Raw genomic sequence first — 15722 nt, 5'->3', positions numbered from 1 at the left:
CATGGATAATATACTTCAAGTGAAAAATCTTCATGTATCTTTTGATACATATGCAGGAGAAGTACAAGCTGTACGAGGTGTTTCTTTTGATTTGAAGGCTGGTGAAACACTAGCGATTGTAGGTGAATCAGGTTCGGGGAAATCTGTAACATCAAAAAGTTTGGTGCGATTAAATCCCCCTGATTCTACTAGGGTAAAGAACGGTGAAATCCTGTTTGAAGGAAAAAATATCTTGAATATTACTGAGCAAGAAATGCGTAAAATACGTGGCGCAGATATTGCAATGATTTTTCAAGATCCGATGACTGCATTAAATCCAACGATGACGATTGGAAAACAGATTGCGGAGAGTATCCGAAAACATACTAATATGGGCGGTTCCAAGGTTAAAGAGCGAGTAATTGAGCTCCTTCAAATGGTCGGAATAAAAGATGCTGAAATTCGTTTAAAGCAATATCCACATCAATTTTCTGGAGGGATGCGACAACGTATTGTCATTGCAATGGCGTTAGCATGTGAACCTAAGATTATTATTGCGGATGAACCGACAACCGCATTAGATGTTTCAATTCAAGCGCAAATACTGGAACTTTTAAAACATATACAACAGCAAATGGGTTTATCTATTGTATTTATCACACATGATTTGGGTGTTGTAGCAAAAATGGCTGATCGTGTTGCAGTTATGTATGCAGGAAAGATTATTGAAATTGGCTTAGTAGATGAGGTTTTTTATAAAACAACACATCCGTATACGAAGGGATTACTGGCGGCCATGCCTAGACCAAATATGATGTCAGATGAACTCTATTCAATCCCAGGCTCTCCGCCAGATTTACTAAATCTACCTCAAGGTGATGCATTTGCAGAGCGCAATAAGCAGGCGTTGAAAATAGATTTTATAGAAGAACCTCCTCTATTTCAGATATCAGATACGCATTTTGCTGCGACATGGCTATTGCATGAACTTGCACCAAAAACAGAGCCATTGGAAAATAAATCTGTAGATACAATCCCTAGTAATCATGTACTGGAAAAGGATCGTATTACAAAGGAAAATCTGATTTTAGTTAAAGGATTAAAGCAGTATTTTAAATTGGATAAGCATAATACTGTAAAAGCAGTCGATGATATCAGTTTTAATATATATAAGGGCGAAATTTTTGGTTTAGTAGGTGAGTCAGGCTGCGGAAAATCAACGACAGGTCGCTCTCTCATTAAACTAAATGATATGACAGAGGGAGAAGTAATAATAGATGGTAAGGATATTAGAAAAGTGAAGTCTAAGGAGGAGTTACTGGAGTTTAATCGTAAAGTTCAAATGATTTTCCAGGATCCTTATTCTTCTCTCAATCCGAGGATGAAAGTCGGTGACATAATTGCAGAAGGGCTTGATATTCATCAGCTAAATTTAGGGCAGCGCCAAGAAAAAGTACATGAATTACTTGAAACTGTCGGCCTAAATAAAGAGCATGCTAATCGCTACCCTCATGAATTTAGTGGTGGTCAGCGCCAACGTATTGGTATTGCAAGAGCTCTAGCGGTGGAACCAGACTTTATCATTGCGGATGAACCAATTTCTGCACTAGATGTTTCAATTCAAGCGCAAATAGTAAATCTGCTAAAGAAGTTACAAAAAGAAAAAGGTCTAACTTATTTGTTTATTGCTCACGATTTATCAATGGTGAAATATATTAGTGATCGAATTGGCGTAATGTATAGAGGGAAAATTGTAGAGATGGCTAGAAGTGAAGAATTATATGAAAATCCAATACATCCCTATACAAAATCATTACTATCGGCATTACCACTGCCAGATCCATCGTTAGAAAGAAAGCGTAAACGAATCATCTTTGATGATAAATCTCATGAAGGTAGAAATCGAGATAATGAGATGCTAAGAGAAGTTAGAGAAGGGCATTTTGTGATGTGCACCGAACAAGAATATGAAGAGTATAACAAAAATGTTGAGGTGGTGGTTCATTAATGTCTTTTAAAGATGTTTATAGAATTGTAATTTGTATGTTGATTTCTATTGTTTTATCAGTCGTATTTATCTATGTCTTTGGACAAACAAATGTATTTCTGAGTATATTAAACAATTTGTTTATCATAGCATCTATATTGTTAATAATCGGTGGAGGGTTTTTTGTTCTTCAAGGGGGATTCTTCAATGGTATTACTTATAGTTTTAAACGATTTTTTAGTCGAACAACTAGATTAGGAGAGTATGCTACAGCAATTGACGGAGGTGTTGAATATACTTCAGTTTTTTCAAGTGATTACACGTATCCCATATTAATAGCAGGGGGTATTCAATCTATACTCGTATTGTTAATTTCAGTTGTTTATTTTTAAAAAAGAGATGTGAGCAATTTGCTCACATCTCTTTTATTGTATTTCCTATTATGATTGTATTCTCTATGCGAAATGGCTTCGTTAGTTAATCACTCTCTATTTTTCGATGTAGGCCCATTTATAACTTATATCTGCAGAGAATGGATGCTCATAAAGGTTTTTTACATAAGGTTTCGTCAAGCGGCTAATACCTATTTGGTAAGTTGGTGCGAATGCGACATCATCTAGCATTAACTTCTCAGCTTGTTGCATTAATTCCCAACGTTTTTTAGTGTCGACAGTTACTTTCGCTTCTTTGATTAGTTTATCAACGCTACTATTACTGTAGTTAGATTGATTGTATGGTGCACCTGTCTCAAATAAATCGATATACGTCATAGGATCTTGGTAGTCAGGTCCCCAGCCCCCAAAGTCTAAGTCAAAATCGACTTTAGCTTCTAAAGCTAATTTTTGTTTGTTAGGTTGCATATTAATAGTTAGTTCAATACCTTTTAAGTTTTTTTCAAGTTGATTTTTAATGTATTCGACTGCGCTTTTAGTTTGTGCAGTATCGTAACTTAGTAATTCTAGAGTCACTTTGTCAGTACCTAATTCTTTTAAGCCTTTCGCCCAATATTCTTGAGCCTTTTTAATATCAGTTTTGTTCATATCACCATTGCCGTCACGGAAGTCTTTACCATCAGGGCCTGAAGATAAACCTTTTGGTACTAGGAAATAGGCAGCTATAGAACCGTTTTTCATAATGACATTTGCCATAGCTTCTTTATCCCAACCCATATCGATAGCTTTACGGATATTTTGATTAGATAGATATTTATTTTTGTGATTAATACGTAAAAAGTATGTGTTAGGTTTTAAGAAAGTTGAGAATTCTGGGCTATCTTTGTGTTGATCAACAAATTCACTTGATAAAGTAGCTGTATCAATTTCATTTGCCTCGTATAGGTTCATAGCAGTTGCCGTATCCTTAACGATTTTTTGGTTAATTGTAGTTAGTTTTACAGTATCTTTATCCCAATATTTTTCATTCTTTTTAAATGTCCAACCTTGACCTTGTTTCCATGATTCCAATACAAAGGGACCATTGTATATCATTTTGTCAGTTTCAAGTGCATACTGGTCACCTTGTGCTTCCGTAAATTCCTCGTTTTGAGGGAAGAATGGTGCGTAAGTTGTTAAGCTTAAGAAATATGGAATTGGTCTTTCTAGTTCGATTTCTAAAGTATAGTCATCTACTGCTTTAATTCCAAGCTGATCAATTTTACCATACAGCGGGTCGTTTTTATCTTGAATTTTCACAGCATTTTTAATGTCTAGCATTAGGTAAGAATAGACAGCTTGTGTTTCGGGATTAATAGCCTTCGACCAAGCGTAAATAAAGTCGTGTGCAGTTACTGGAGCATCATTACTCCAAACAGCATCTTTTCGAAGTTTGAAAGTATAAGTCTTACCGTCTTCGGATATCTCATATGACTCAGCGATACCTGGAACTGCTTCGTTTTCAGGCCCAATGCGATACAAGCCTTCATAAACAGAGTTCATAGCAGTTACTGCTAGCGAATCTAAGCTACCGAGAGAACTCATCGTTGTTAAATCCCCTGACGCAGATAGATTTAATACTTGTTCAGTAGTTGAACTGTTAGGATCACTAGCCTTTTCACCATCCCCTTTAGTAGTCTCATCCTTACCGTAGCAGCCTGTTAATATAATCATAAAAGAAAATAATAACATGAAAGAAAACAATAATTTCTTCTTCATAAAATAAGCCCCCCTATTTTAAAATCTCAACAAACGAAAGGAATCTTATCTTCCTTCTGAATGTGAGTCGTAGTAATAGTATGCAATATTCGTGCCTATATTTTTAATTAGGCACGAATTTAGTGGAAGACTGGCATAATACTTGCAACATGTTAAATATTAAATTATTGGAGGGTTAAAAATGGGGAAATTAGAAAAGCTAAGAGCCGTATTAGAAGAGCAAGGGTTGGAAAGTTTAATTGTGACAAATGATCAAAATCGACGTTACTTAACAGGGTTTACAGGGAGTGCAGGAACTGTGTTGGTAACAAAAAACAAAGCATTTTTATTTGTAGATTTCCGCTATGTTCAACAAGCACAAGATCAAACAACGGACTTTACTGTGCAAGAAATTGACCGCGCTGTTATGTATGAAGTAATTTCTAATACATTACAGGAAGAAAATATTAGCAGAGTTGGATTTGAGGAAAAAAATATTACGTATTACTCACATGCATTGTTTGCTAAGCATATTCAAGCAGAGCTTGTACCCGTTACAGGTGCAGTTGAAAAATTACGTATGATTAAATTGCCTGAAGAAATTGAAAAGATTAAAATAGCGACAAGTATTTCAGATGCGGCATTTACACATATATTGGATTATATAAAACCAGGCATATCAGAGATTGATATTGCCAACGAACTAGAGTTTTACATGCGAAAAAAAGGAGCTACTTCGTCTGCTTTTGATATGATTATAGCTTCAGGGCATCGATCAGCATTACCACATGGTGTCGCTAGTAATAAGTTAATAGAAGAAGGGGATATCATAACGCTTGATTTTGGGGCGTACTATGATGGCTATCGTTCAGACATGACACGCACAATTGCTATTGGACAACCAACAATAGAAATGAAAGAAATCTATAATATTGTTCATGGCGCACTAGAAAATGCACTGGCTCATATGAAGGCAGGCATTACTGGCAAAGAAGCTGATGCTTTGACTAGACAATATATAGAAGAAAAAGGATTCGGAAAACAATATGGGCATGGTTCTGGACATGGGATAGGGTTAGATATTCATGAGGACATTTTCATGTCTACAGTTTCGGAAGATGTATTACAAGAAGGAATGGTGTTGACTGTTGAACCTGGTATTTATTTACCTAATATAGGTGGAGTTCGTATTGAAGATGATGTTTTAATTAAAAAGGATGGAATAGAAATTTTGACTTCTTCTCCAAAAGAGTTAATCATTTTATCTATGTCTATAAAGTAAGACAGTTGTCAAAAGATCTATACAGTACAAAAAAGAACGACTGATATTGTCAGTCGTTCTTTCTTTTATGATTTTCTATTATGTTATTCGATCACTTCATACAATGAAATGCTCTCAATATAATTTACAAATCTTCGCAGCTCTTTTTCTTCTGCTCGTTCAATTTCACCAGCTTCGTACATTTTTTGAATTTCCATACGTTCAGTTTCGATTAAAAGAGCCCGTAATTCTTCTTTTATTTCATCTCGGTGTTCGGAATTTTGAATGACGGATTGTTTCATCCTATCCATGATTTTGCGATATTCGTAAATAATTGAATTTGCAAGATCAGGATTTTCTTCCAATTCAGCATGTTGTTCTAAAGCATTAATACCTGCACCTAAAGCATGCATACGTAACTCTTTCTTTTGGCGGAAATATTCATTGCGTTTATCTTTATTTAAACTATATCTTTTTCGAGTAGTTCGCCAGTGAAGTAATATTCTATAGAGGATGGCGATTACTTTAGGACGATTTGGATTACTAATACTTTTTTCACGTTCTTTAAAAGCAGCTTGGCAGGCAGAGTAAATATCAGGGTCTAAGTTTTGTTCTTTTTGAGTCTTTTCTATATACTCCTTTTCTGCTTTTAAGCCTAGTAAACGCAGGCTCTTTATCTGTTGCTTGCGTTCTTTAGAAGCTAACTTCTCTGCATTGAGCTCTATATCGATTTGATTAAACATTAATTTATATTCGTCTATTAATTCAAAAGCGACAGTTTGGTTTTCTTCAGTCATCACTGTATTGATTTTACGAATTGAAGCAATCAGCAAGCGTTTCTTTGCCTCATTAAAAGTGAGTTTTCCTTCACGTATTTCTAAAACTTCTTCTACATCAATTAAAAGAGGTAAGAAAATTGTAGCCATCAGCAATGTAAATAAAATAACACTTGATGCTAAAAATAAAATCAAGGAGCGTTCTGGAAACAAATCACCGTTATCTACTAGTAAAGGAAGGGATAAGACCCCTGCCATTGTAACAGCACCACGCACGCCTGTTAAGCTTGTTAGTAAACTTGTTTTCAGACTAGGCTTTTCAATTTCTTGAATTGCGTCTTTTTTATATTCATAGTTGGAAAAAGCGTATGACCAAATGAAACGAATGCCTAAAATAACAAAGCCAATGGCAATAGAGTAACCGATGATTTTCCAGTTATTCATAGATGGATTCTCTAATGTTTCTGTCATAGACAACGGAATATTCAATCCAAGTAACAAGAATACGACCCCGTTTAAGATAAACAGTACGATAGACCAAGTGTTTTCTGTAATTAGCTGTTCTTCTGCAATTAAAGTCTCCGTATGATCTTTTACAAGTGCATGCACAATACCACCTACAACAACTGCAATAACCCCCGATGCATGGAAAACATCTTCAGCAATTAAGTAAATAATAAAAGGTGTCAATAGCTGTAATAGTGAATGGAAAACGACATCATGGATGCCCTTCTTCCGAAGGGTAAAGCGCAGCTGTGTAATTACGATGCCTAAGATTAGGCCAAGAATAGCACCAGCTAAAAATGTATAAGTAAATTCAAAAAGAGCTTCCTTAATTGAAAAATACCCTGTGACAACAGCTGCTACGGCGAATTTGAAAGCAACTAAGCCAGAAGCATCGTTAATAAGTGATTCACCACGAACAAGATTTAAAATCTTCTCAGGTATTTGGATACGCTTTGCAATACCATTTACCGCTACTGGATCTGTTGGTGATAAGATAGCTGCAAGTGCAAATGCAGCAGCAAGTGGTATATCAGGAATTAGCCAATGAATAAAGTAACCACCGCCAAGTGTCGTTAGAAGAACTAATATAATGGCATTTCCAAGAATAGGGGCGCGCATTCTCCATAGTTCTTCTCTCGGAAAATTGCGTCCATCATTATACAAAAGTGGGGCAACAAAAAGTAATAAAAACCATTCAGATTCAAGCTGAAGCGTCATGTCATTAGCAAATATAGCTAGTAGAACGCCAAGTGTTATTTGGATTAGTGCTGTCGGTATAAATGGAATATAATGTCCAATTACATTCGATAATAACAGGCACACTAATAGTAAGAGGATTGTAATTAATAAATCCATAAAAAACTCCCTTCAAAAAAAGTATCGATAGAAAAGTAAGTATTTATTCATTACTCTTTTTCAGAAATAAATGTACTGTAAATAGAAACTTTCAAGACTATTTATGAAACGACCACGTTAAATTTGACAAAGATGTAAACGTTCGCAAATAAGTACGTGAATATGTGATGGATATCATGACACTTTCAAAAATGAAAGTTTATACTAGAACTACAAACAATCAATTAAAATAAAACAGAATCCGCTTTGAGGAGTGAATATATTGAAAACAGTTGTTGTAGTTGGTGGCGGTATAACAGGTCTTTCTACTATGCATTATTTACAAAAGGAAAAAGAGGGAAAAGGCTTAGATATAAATTTAGTATTGATAGAAAAAAATGACTATTTAGGCGGTAAAATGCACTCTGTAGAAAATGATGGCTTTATTTTGGAGACAGGTGCAGATTCGATTGTTGCACGTCATTCAAGTGTTATGCCTTTAGTAGAAGACTTAGGATTACAAAAAGACCTTGTATATAATGGTACAGGAATTTCGTATATTTACACAAATAATACATTGCACGCGATTCCAGTAGACAGCGTTTTTGGCATTCCTACAAGCGTAGAGTCCCTTGAAAGTAGCACATTAGTTTCGGCAGCAGGAAAAAAAGCGGCGTTGAAGGATTTAGAATTACCTAATGAACATTTTACTAAGGATAGCTCTATCGGTTCTTTCTTAGAGTATTTTTTAGGAAAAGAGCTTGTTGAAAAGCAAATTGCTCCAGTGTTATCAGGGGTATATTCAGGGAAATTAGATACGCTAACAATGGCTTCAACATTACCGTATTTACTCGATTATAAAGAGCAGTACGGAAGTATTATTAAAGGGTTTGGCGCACATAAAGAAGAATTTCAAAAAGCAGCAAATAAAAAATTCATATCCTTTAAAAATGGATTATCTTCTTTATTTAATCGTTTTGAGGAGAAGCTAGCAGACATTACAATACTAAAAGGCGTTTCAACAAGTCATATTGAAAAAAGAGACGACAAATATAAACTGATGTTTGATAATCATGAAGCAATTGAAGCTGATTTTATCGTGTTAACAACACCACATGATGTAACTAAAAAACTATTAAAAGATCCCAATTTGGATGAGGACTTCAATGAATTTAGCAACGCCTCACTAATCACGATTTATTTAGGATTTGACATTCCTGACAGTCAATTACCTGCAGACGGTACAGGTTTTATTGTGTCTGAAAACAGTGACGTCAAATGTAATGCTTGTACATGGACAAGTCGTAAGTGGAGCCATACTTCAAAAGATGACAAATTGCTTGTGCGTTTATTTTATAAAAATTCAAACCCGGATTTTGAGAATATGAAGCATTTAAGTAAAGAAGAATTAACTGAAATTGCATTAGATGATATTGCAAAAAGCTTGAATATAGAAGCAGAGCCAACTGTTGTTGACGTGACAAAATGGAATGATTTAATGCCTGTTTACCATCTTGGTCATGCAAAAACAGTAGAAGCTTTATCAACTAAACTGGCTTCTTCATATGAAAATGTATTACTTGCAGGTTGTTCTTATTACGGTGTAGGTATTGGTCCTTGTATTAAGAACGGGAAAGAAACAGCAGAATCAATTCTAGCGAAATTATCAAGGTAGATAGAAAAGAGCTGAGGAGATACCCATTTCTTTAGCTCTTTCTTTTAGGATATATATTAACGGTATGTCAAACTGCTTGAAAATGCTAAATGAATTGTTACTATAAAATGAATGAGTAAAAAGAAGGTGGGTAACATGCGGAAAAAGGGAAGTTTGATTTTAGGCATCCTCTTGTTAGTAATTGGTTTAGTATTTATTTTCTATCAACCAATCATGGGGTATTTCATTTCTAATATGTCGAAGGCAACGATTGAGCAACAAGACATAGCATTGGCGATGAAGAATCAAGATGCATCATTTGATTTTCAGCAAGTGGATGATTTAAATATCAAAGATGTTGTAAAGGCACAATTCAATCAAAAGAAACTAAATGCCATAGGCGCTATTAGTGTACCTCAAGTGAATATGCGATTACCTATTTTATATGGTGTATCGAATACAAACTTAGCCATTGGTGCTGGTACGATGAAACCTGAACAAAAGATGGGAAAAGCTAATTATGCCTTAGCAGGTCATAATATGAATAATGGAAAGGCACTCTTTAGTCCTCTTACTAATGCAGAGGAAGGTATGCAAGTTTATGTGACTGATTTTAAAAAAATCTATGAATATAAAATTAATAAAATGCATATTGTACAACCGGAGCAAGTTGATGTGATAAATGATTCAAATGAAAAAATGATAACGCTTGTTACATGTAATTATGATGGTTCTAAGCGACTAATTATTCAAGGTGAATGGGTTGAAACAATGCGTTATGATAAGACGTTAGCCAATAACATTTTTGCAAATAAACAGTCATGAAAGAAAGATTGATGTTTTAATACGTAATCGCCAAAAATCCTCTTTTTTGTTTTGTAGTTAAAATACTCTTATAATACAGAGTTTTTCTACAATTGCAAAAATACCCTTGACGATATTCTTTTCTAGGGTTATGATTCTTTTAATTATTCAAACAATTAAATAAATATTTCTTATCAAGAGAAGCTGAGGGACTGGCCCTTTGAAGCTTCAGCAACCAGCCAACTGGTCAGGTGCTAACTCCAGCGGATTTACAGATTGTCCGAAAAGATAAGAAGGAGCGAACAGCGTAATCGTCAAGCCTTCTTATCCATAAGAAGGCTTTTTTTATGTAGAAAGGAAGGGATTTTAATGGGATTACTTGAAAAATTGCATACACAAGTGTTAACAGCTGACGGTGCGATGGGCACTTTATTATATTCATACGGAATTGACTATTGTTATGAGGAATTAAATATTACCAAGCCTGAAGTGATTGAAAATATACATCAACAATATATTAAAGCAGGCGCTGACATTATTCAGACTAATACGTATACAGCGAATGCCATTAAATTAGAACGTTATGGTTTAGAAAGCTCAGTAAAGGAGTTTAATGAATCTGCAATCGCCATTGCAAAACGTGCTGCAGCACCAGGTGGCCAGTTTGTCTTAGGAACAATTGGTGGTATTCGCGGTATTCGTAAAAGTGAAGCAACACTAGATGAGATTATTGCTGCATTAGAAGAGCAGGCGGGGTATCTATTAGCTGGTAATCCTGATGGTTTATTACTAGAGACGTACTATGATTTTGAGGAACTTTCATCTGTAGTGAAACATTTGAGAAAATTAACTGATGTACCTATCATCTCACAAGTATCAATGCATGAACCAGGTATTTTACAAAATGGCTTATTGTTAAATGATGCACTGCACCAATTAGAAGCTTTGGGTGCAGATATTGTCGGAGTAAACTGCCGATTAGGCCCCCATCATACAATCCAAGCGTTTGAAGATGTTGAATTACCATCCAAAGCATTCTTATCTGCATATCCAAATGCTAGTTTGCTAGATGTAGAAGATGGCAAAATTGTTTACGAATCAGAAGCTGATTATTTTGGTCGTGCTGGTGTTTTACTACGTGACCAAGGTGTTCGCTTAATTGGTGGATGTTGTGGGACGACACCGAAGCATATAGAAGCAGTGAAAAAACGTATTGCTGATCTACCCCCAATTGAAAATAAAATTGTAAAGAAGAAAAAAGCAATCGAGATTAAAGAAGCGACTCCTGATCATCATGAGCCACTTCACGAAAAGGCGAAAAGAGAACGTACAATAATTGTAGAGCTTGATACACCCCGCCATCTTGATACGACTGCCTTTATAGAAGGTGCGCAAATACTCAACGCAACAGGTGTTGATGCTGTTACTATGGCTGATAATTCATTGGCATCCCCTCGTATTAGTAACATGGCAATGGGCTCAATTTTGAAAACGCAAAATAATATTCGGTCCCTTGCTCATATTACTTGTCGTGATCGCAATCTCATCGGCTTACAATCGCATTTAATGGGTCTAGATGCACTAGGTATTAATGAGATTTTAGCGGTTACTGGAGACCCTACAAAAGTGGGTGATTTCCCAGGTGCAACTAGCGTTTATGATGTCTCAAGTTTAGAGTTACTTCAATTAATCAAACAGTTGAATGAAGGAATATCATTTTCAGGTAAACCTTTACGTAAAAAGGCAAATTTCTCTATTGCAGCTGCATTTAATCCTAATGTACGAGTACTTGATAGAGCTGTAAAAAGATTAGAAAAGAAAATTGAGTGTGGAGCAGATTATTTCATCACACAGCCTGTATATACGAAGGAAAAAATAATAGAGATATATGAAGCTACGAAACATTTAGAAACCCCTATTTTCATAGGAATCATGCCACTAACTGGTATTCGAAATTCAGAGTTTTTACATCATGAAGTACCGGGGATTAAGCTATCTGATGAAGTACTTGAAAGAATGCGTGCAACGGGAGAGGATAAAAACCTTGCTATAGCAGAAGGTCTAGCTATTGCTAAGGAATTAATTGATACAGCCGCAGAGTTATTCAACGGCATATATATCATTACGCCATTTACACGTTACAACATGTCAGTAGAATTGATTCATTATATTCAAGAGCTAGACAAACAGAAAGTAGGGGATCACAACTATGTTAAAACAACCAATTAAAGAACGACTCCAACAACATATTCTTATATTAGACGGTGCAATGGGGACTATGCTCCAAAATGCTAATTTAACACCCGGGGATTTTGGTGGGGATGAATATGATGGCTGTAATGAATATTTGAATATTACACGACCTGACGTGATTGAAAATGTACACCGCGCTTATCTAGAGGCGGGTTCAGATATTATTAGTACGAATACATTTGGTGGGACTCCTGTTGTGTTAAATGAATATGCTCTGGGTGATCAAGCGCATGAAATTAACTTATTAGCAGTGCAAATTGCTAAAAAAGTAGTGAATGAAATATCAACACCTGAATGGCCTCGATATGTTGCTGGCGCAATGGGACCAACGACTAAAACCTTATCAGTAACGGGTGGTATAACATTTGATGAGCTATTACATGACTTTTACGTGCAAGCAAAGGCATTAATTGAAGGCGGAGCGGATGTATTATTACTTGAAACAAGTCAAGATATGCTGAATGTTAAGGCTGGTACTTTAGGTATTAAACAAGCATTTGAAGAGTTTGGTAAAGAGCTGCCTGTGATGATATCGGGAACAATTGAACCCATGGGAACTACTCTAGCAGGGCAAAGTATTGAAGCTTTTTATATTTCAATTGAACATATTAAACCGTTATCAGTAGGGTTGAACTGTGCTACAGGACCTGAATTTATGACAGATCATTTACGCTCGCTTTCAGAATTAGCAACAAGTTATGTTAGTTGTTATCCGAATGCAGGATTACCAGATGAAGAAGGGCATTATCATGAAACTCCAGAATCATTGTCTAAAAAGCTTGAAGGTTTTGCAGGTAAAGGTTGGTTAAATATCGTTGGGGGTTGTTGTGGTACGACGCCTGAGCACATTAAATCAATTCGTAAAGTAGTAGAGAATAAGCAGCCTCGTCAAATCCCTGTAGAGCATGGGCATGCCGTAGCAGGAATTGAACCGCTTATTTATGATGACTCAATGCGCCCGCTATTTGTTGGAGAACGTACAAATGTTATTGGTTCACGGAAATTTAAGCGTTTAATTATAGAAGGTAAATTTGAAGAAGCGGCAGAAATTGCTCGTGCCCAGGTGAAAAATGGTGCGCACGTAATGGATATTTGCTTAGCAAACCCTGACCGTGATGAACTTGAAGATATGAAAAATTTTATGACAGAAGTGGTAAAGAAGGTTAAAGTTCCCCTTGTAATCGATTCAACGGATGAAAAGGTAATCGAAGAAGCATTGAAATATTCCCAAGGTAAAGCAATCATTAACTCTATCAATTTAGAGGATGGAGAAGAACGGTATGATGCTGTTTTACCAATAGTGAAAAAATACGGTGCATCTATCGTTATCGGAACAATTGATGAAAAAGGAATGGCTGTTGACCGCCATAGTAAATTAAAAGTTGCTGAACGTTCTTATGACCTGCTAGTGAACAAATGGGGAATCGCACCAGAAGACATTATTTTCGATCCTCTTGTATTCCCGGTTGGTACGGGAGATGAGCAATATATAGGAGCTGCTGAAGAAACGATTGAAGGTATTCGCTTAATCAAAGAAAAAATGCCTCGAGTATTAACTATTCTAGGCGTTAGTAATGTATCCTTTGGTTTACCTCCAGTTGGACGGGAAGTATTAAACGCTGTGTATCTCTATCACTGTACACAAGCCGGTCTAGATTATGCAATTGTAAATACAGAGAAATTAGAGCGATATGCTTCAATTCCAGAAGCTGAGATTAACTTAGCAAATGATTTAATCTATAAAACAAACGACAAAACACTTGCTGATTTTACGGATTTCTATCGTGATAAAAAGAAAGAAAAAACCGAAGATGATATTCCGAAAACAGTACCAGAGAGACTAGCGTATTACATTATTGAAGGTACGAAAGAAGGACTAATTCCTGATTTAGAAGCTGCGATGAACATGTACGATTCACCGTTAGAAATTATTAATGGACCTTTGATGACTGGGATGGCTGAAGTTGGACGTTTGTTTAATGACAACCAGCTAATCGTAGCAGAAGTACTACAAAGTGCTGGAGTTATGAAAGCATCTGTATCATTCCTAGAACAATTCATGGAAAAAAATGAAAATGACACTGGTAAAGGGAAAGTAATATTAGCAACGGTTAAAGGTGATGTACATGATATCGGAAAAAACCTTGTTGATATTATTTTAAGTAATAATGGTTATAAGGTAATTGATGTTGGTATTAAAGTTACACCACAAGCATTAATTGAAGTTATTAAAAAAGAACATCCAGATATCGTTGGATTATCGGGATTACTCGTAAAATCAGCACAGCAGATGGTTATTACTGCGCAAGATTTCAAGGATGCAGGCATCATCACTCCAATGCTTGTAGGTGGAGCGGCATTATCAAGACGCTTTACCGAAACAAAAATTGCAGCCGAATACGATGGTCCAGTTATGTATGCAAAAGACGCAATGCATGGGCTTGAGTTAGCTAACAGACTGCAAAGTGAAGATAAAGGTGAATTGCTACATGAGTTAGAAGACGCAATTGAAAAACGTGCAGCATCAGAAGAAAAGCGCGCTGCAAGACCAGCTGTTGCTGTAGCAGAAAAACCGATTAAAACAGTAAGTTCTGATGCACCTGTTTTTGTACCGACTGATTTACGACGTCACGTTTTAAAAGACTATTCAGTATCCCATTTGTATCCATATGTGAATATGCGAACATTGATTGGCCATCACTTAGGTTTAAGAGGGTATAGTGATGAAATGCTTGGAAAAGGTGACTCTCGAGCAGTTGAGTTATACGAATTAGTAACAGAATTCTTGGAATCAGGTATGTTAAATCCATCAGGTATGTATCAATTTTTCCCTGCACAAGCGGACGGAGATGATGTTGTCATTTATGATCCAGAAGATAGTCAGACCGTTATTGAACGCTTTACTTTCCCACGCCAAAATAAGACGCCGTACTTATGTTTAGCTGATTTCTTGAAAACAGTTGATAGTGGAGAAATGGATTATGTTGCTTTTATGCAAGTAACGGCTGGGCACGGTGTACGTGAGGCTGCAGCACGTTTGAAAGAGCAAGGGAAATTCCTTGAAAGTCATGCATTCCAAGCAACAGCTCTGGAATTAGCAGAAGGTTTTGCAGAACGCATCCATCAAGAAATTCGAGACCAATGGGGATTCCCAGATGCCACCGATTGCACTATGCGTGATCGTTTTGCAGCAAAATATCAAGGACAGCGTTTTTCATTTGGCTACCCAGCGTGTCCGAATTTAGAAGATCAATCGAAACTATTTGGTTTGATCAAACCAGAAGATATAGGTGTACATCTTACAGAGGAATTTATGATGTCGCCAGAAGCATCCGTATCAGCAATTGTTTTTGCACATCCTGATGCAAGATATTTCAATGTAGAATGAGAAAAAGCGAGATGGTTTTAAGCCATCTCGCTTTTTGCATTTCTTTTAGATAGATTATAGGTGTTATTTCGAGTAAGAAAACAAAATCCATTCCTATCATTTAATGATAACTATTAAACGAAGTAACTATTATCAAGTGTATTTTAATCT

General features: G+C 36.0%; 9 protein-coding genes and 1 riboswitch. Of the genes, 7 read left to right on the top strand and 2 right to left on the bottom strand.

What is annotated here, in order from left to right; genetic code table 11:
- Position 1: 1 nt before the first annotated feature.
- Both ACQKM9_RS15885 and ACQKM9_RS15880 read left to right on the top strand, forming a co-directional pair.
- The gene (locus ACQKM9_RS15885; RefSeq protein WP_427735333.1) at positions 2-1987 is read left to right on the top strand and encodes a dipeptide ABC transporter ATP-binding protein; all 1986 of its coding nucleotides are present in this window, start codon (positions 2-4) and stop codon (positions 1985-1987) included.
- Positions 1987-2358, top strand: coding sequence for a DUF3899 domain-containing protein (locus ACQKM9_RS15880; protein ID WP_427735332.1), 372 nt, complete (start codon positions 1987-1989; stop codon positions 2356-2358). Before ACQKM9_RS15885 ends, ACQKM9_RS15880 begins: the two co-directional genes overlap by 1 nt.
- Before the next feature lie 96 nt (positions 2359-2454).
- Here the strand turns inward: ACQKM9_RS15880 and ACQKM9_RS15875 are convergent, their stop codons facing one another.
- Positions 2455-4116, bottom strand: a complete 1662-nt coding sequence (locus tag ACQKM9_RS15875) for a peptide ABC transporter substrate-binding protein (RefSeq protein ID WP_427735331.1) — start codon at positions 4114-4116, stop codon at positions 2455-2457.
- Between the two features lie 181 nt (positions 4117-4297).
- Here ACQKM9_RS15875 and ACQKM9_RS15870 point away from each other — a divergent pair, with 181 nt between their 5' ends.
- Complete coding sequence (locus ACQKM9_RS15870) at positions 4298-5377, top strand: M24 family metallopeptidase (protein ID WP_427735330.1); 1080 nt, start codon at positions 4298-4300, stop codon at positions 5375-5377.
- An 83-nt stretch (positions 5378-5460) separates the two neighbouring features.
- On the opposite strand, the gene ACQKM9_RS15865 is transcribed toward ACQKM9_RS15870, so the two are convergent.
- On the bottom strand, positions 5461-7494 hold the full coding sequence (locus tag ACQKM9_RS15865) for a Na+/H+ antiporter (protein WP_427735328.1): 2034 nt from the start codon (positions 7492-7494) through the stop codon (positions 5461-5463).
- 262 nt (positions 7495-7756) lie between these two features.
- Here ACQKM9_RS15865 and ACQKM9_RS15860 point away from each other — a divergent pair, with 262 nt between their 5' ends.
- The 4 genes from ACQKM9_RS15860 to metH all read left to right on the top strand — a co-directional run bounded on the left by ACQKM9_RS15860 (position 7757) and on the right by metH (position 15572).
- The gene (locus ACQKM9_RS15860) at positions 7757-9148 is read left to right on the top strand and encodes a protoporphyrinogen oxidase (RefSeq protein ID WP_427735327.1); all 1392 of its coding nucleotides are present in this window, start codon (positions 7757-7759) and stop codon (positions 9146-9148) included.
- 111 nt (positions 9149-9259) lie between these two features.
- Positions 9260-9952, top strand: a complete 693-nt coding sequence (locus tag ACQKM9_RS15855; RefSeq protein WP_427735326.1) for a class A sortase — start codon at positions 9260-9262, stop codon at positions 9950-9952.
- Positions 9953-10119: 167 nt separating this feature from the next.
- Positions 10120-10226: riboswitch (SAM riboswitch) on the top strand.
- A 74-nt stretch (positions 10227-10300) separates the two neighbouring features.
- Complete coding sequence (locus ACQKM9_RS15850; RefSeq protein WP_427735325.1) at positions 10301-12160, top strand: bifunctional homocysteine S-methyltransferase/methylenetetrahydrofolate reductase; 1860 nt, start codon at positions 10301-10303, stop codon at positions 12158-12160.
- Positions 12141-15572 (top strand): methionine synthase, encoded by a 3432-nt coding sequence (metH, locus tag ACQKM9_RS15845; protein WP_427735324.1) that lies wholly within the window; start codon positions 12141-12143, stop codon positions 15570-15572. The genes ACQKM9_RS15850 and metH overlap by 20 nt, the downstream gene beginning before the upstream one ends.
- The last annotated feature ends 150 nt before the right edge of the window (positions 15573-15722 follow it).

Origin of the sequence: Viridibacillus sp. NPDC093762 (assembly GCF_050279675.1) — a bacterium.
Lineage (GTDB): Bacteria > Bacillota > Bacilli > Bacillales_A > Planococcaceae > Viridibacillus.
The sequence above is the reverse complement of the archived record's forward strand: the minus strand, read 5'-3'. Positions and strand labels throughout refer to the sequence as shown.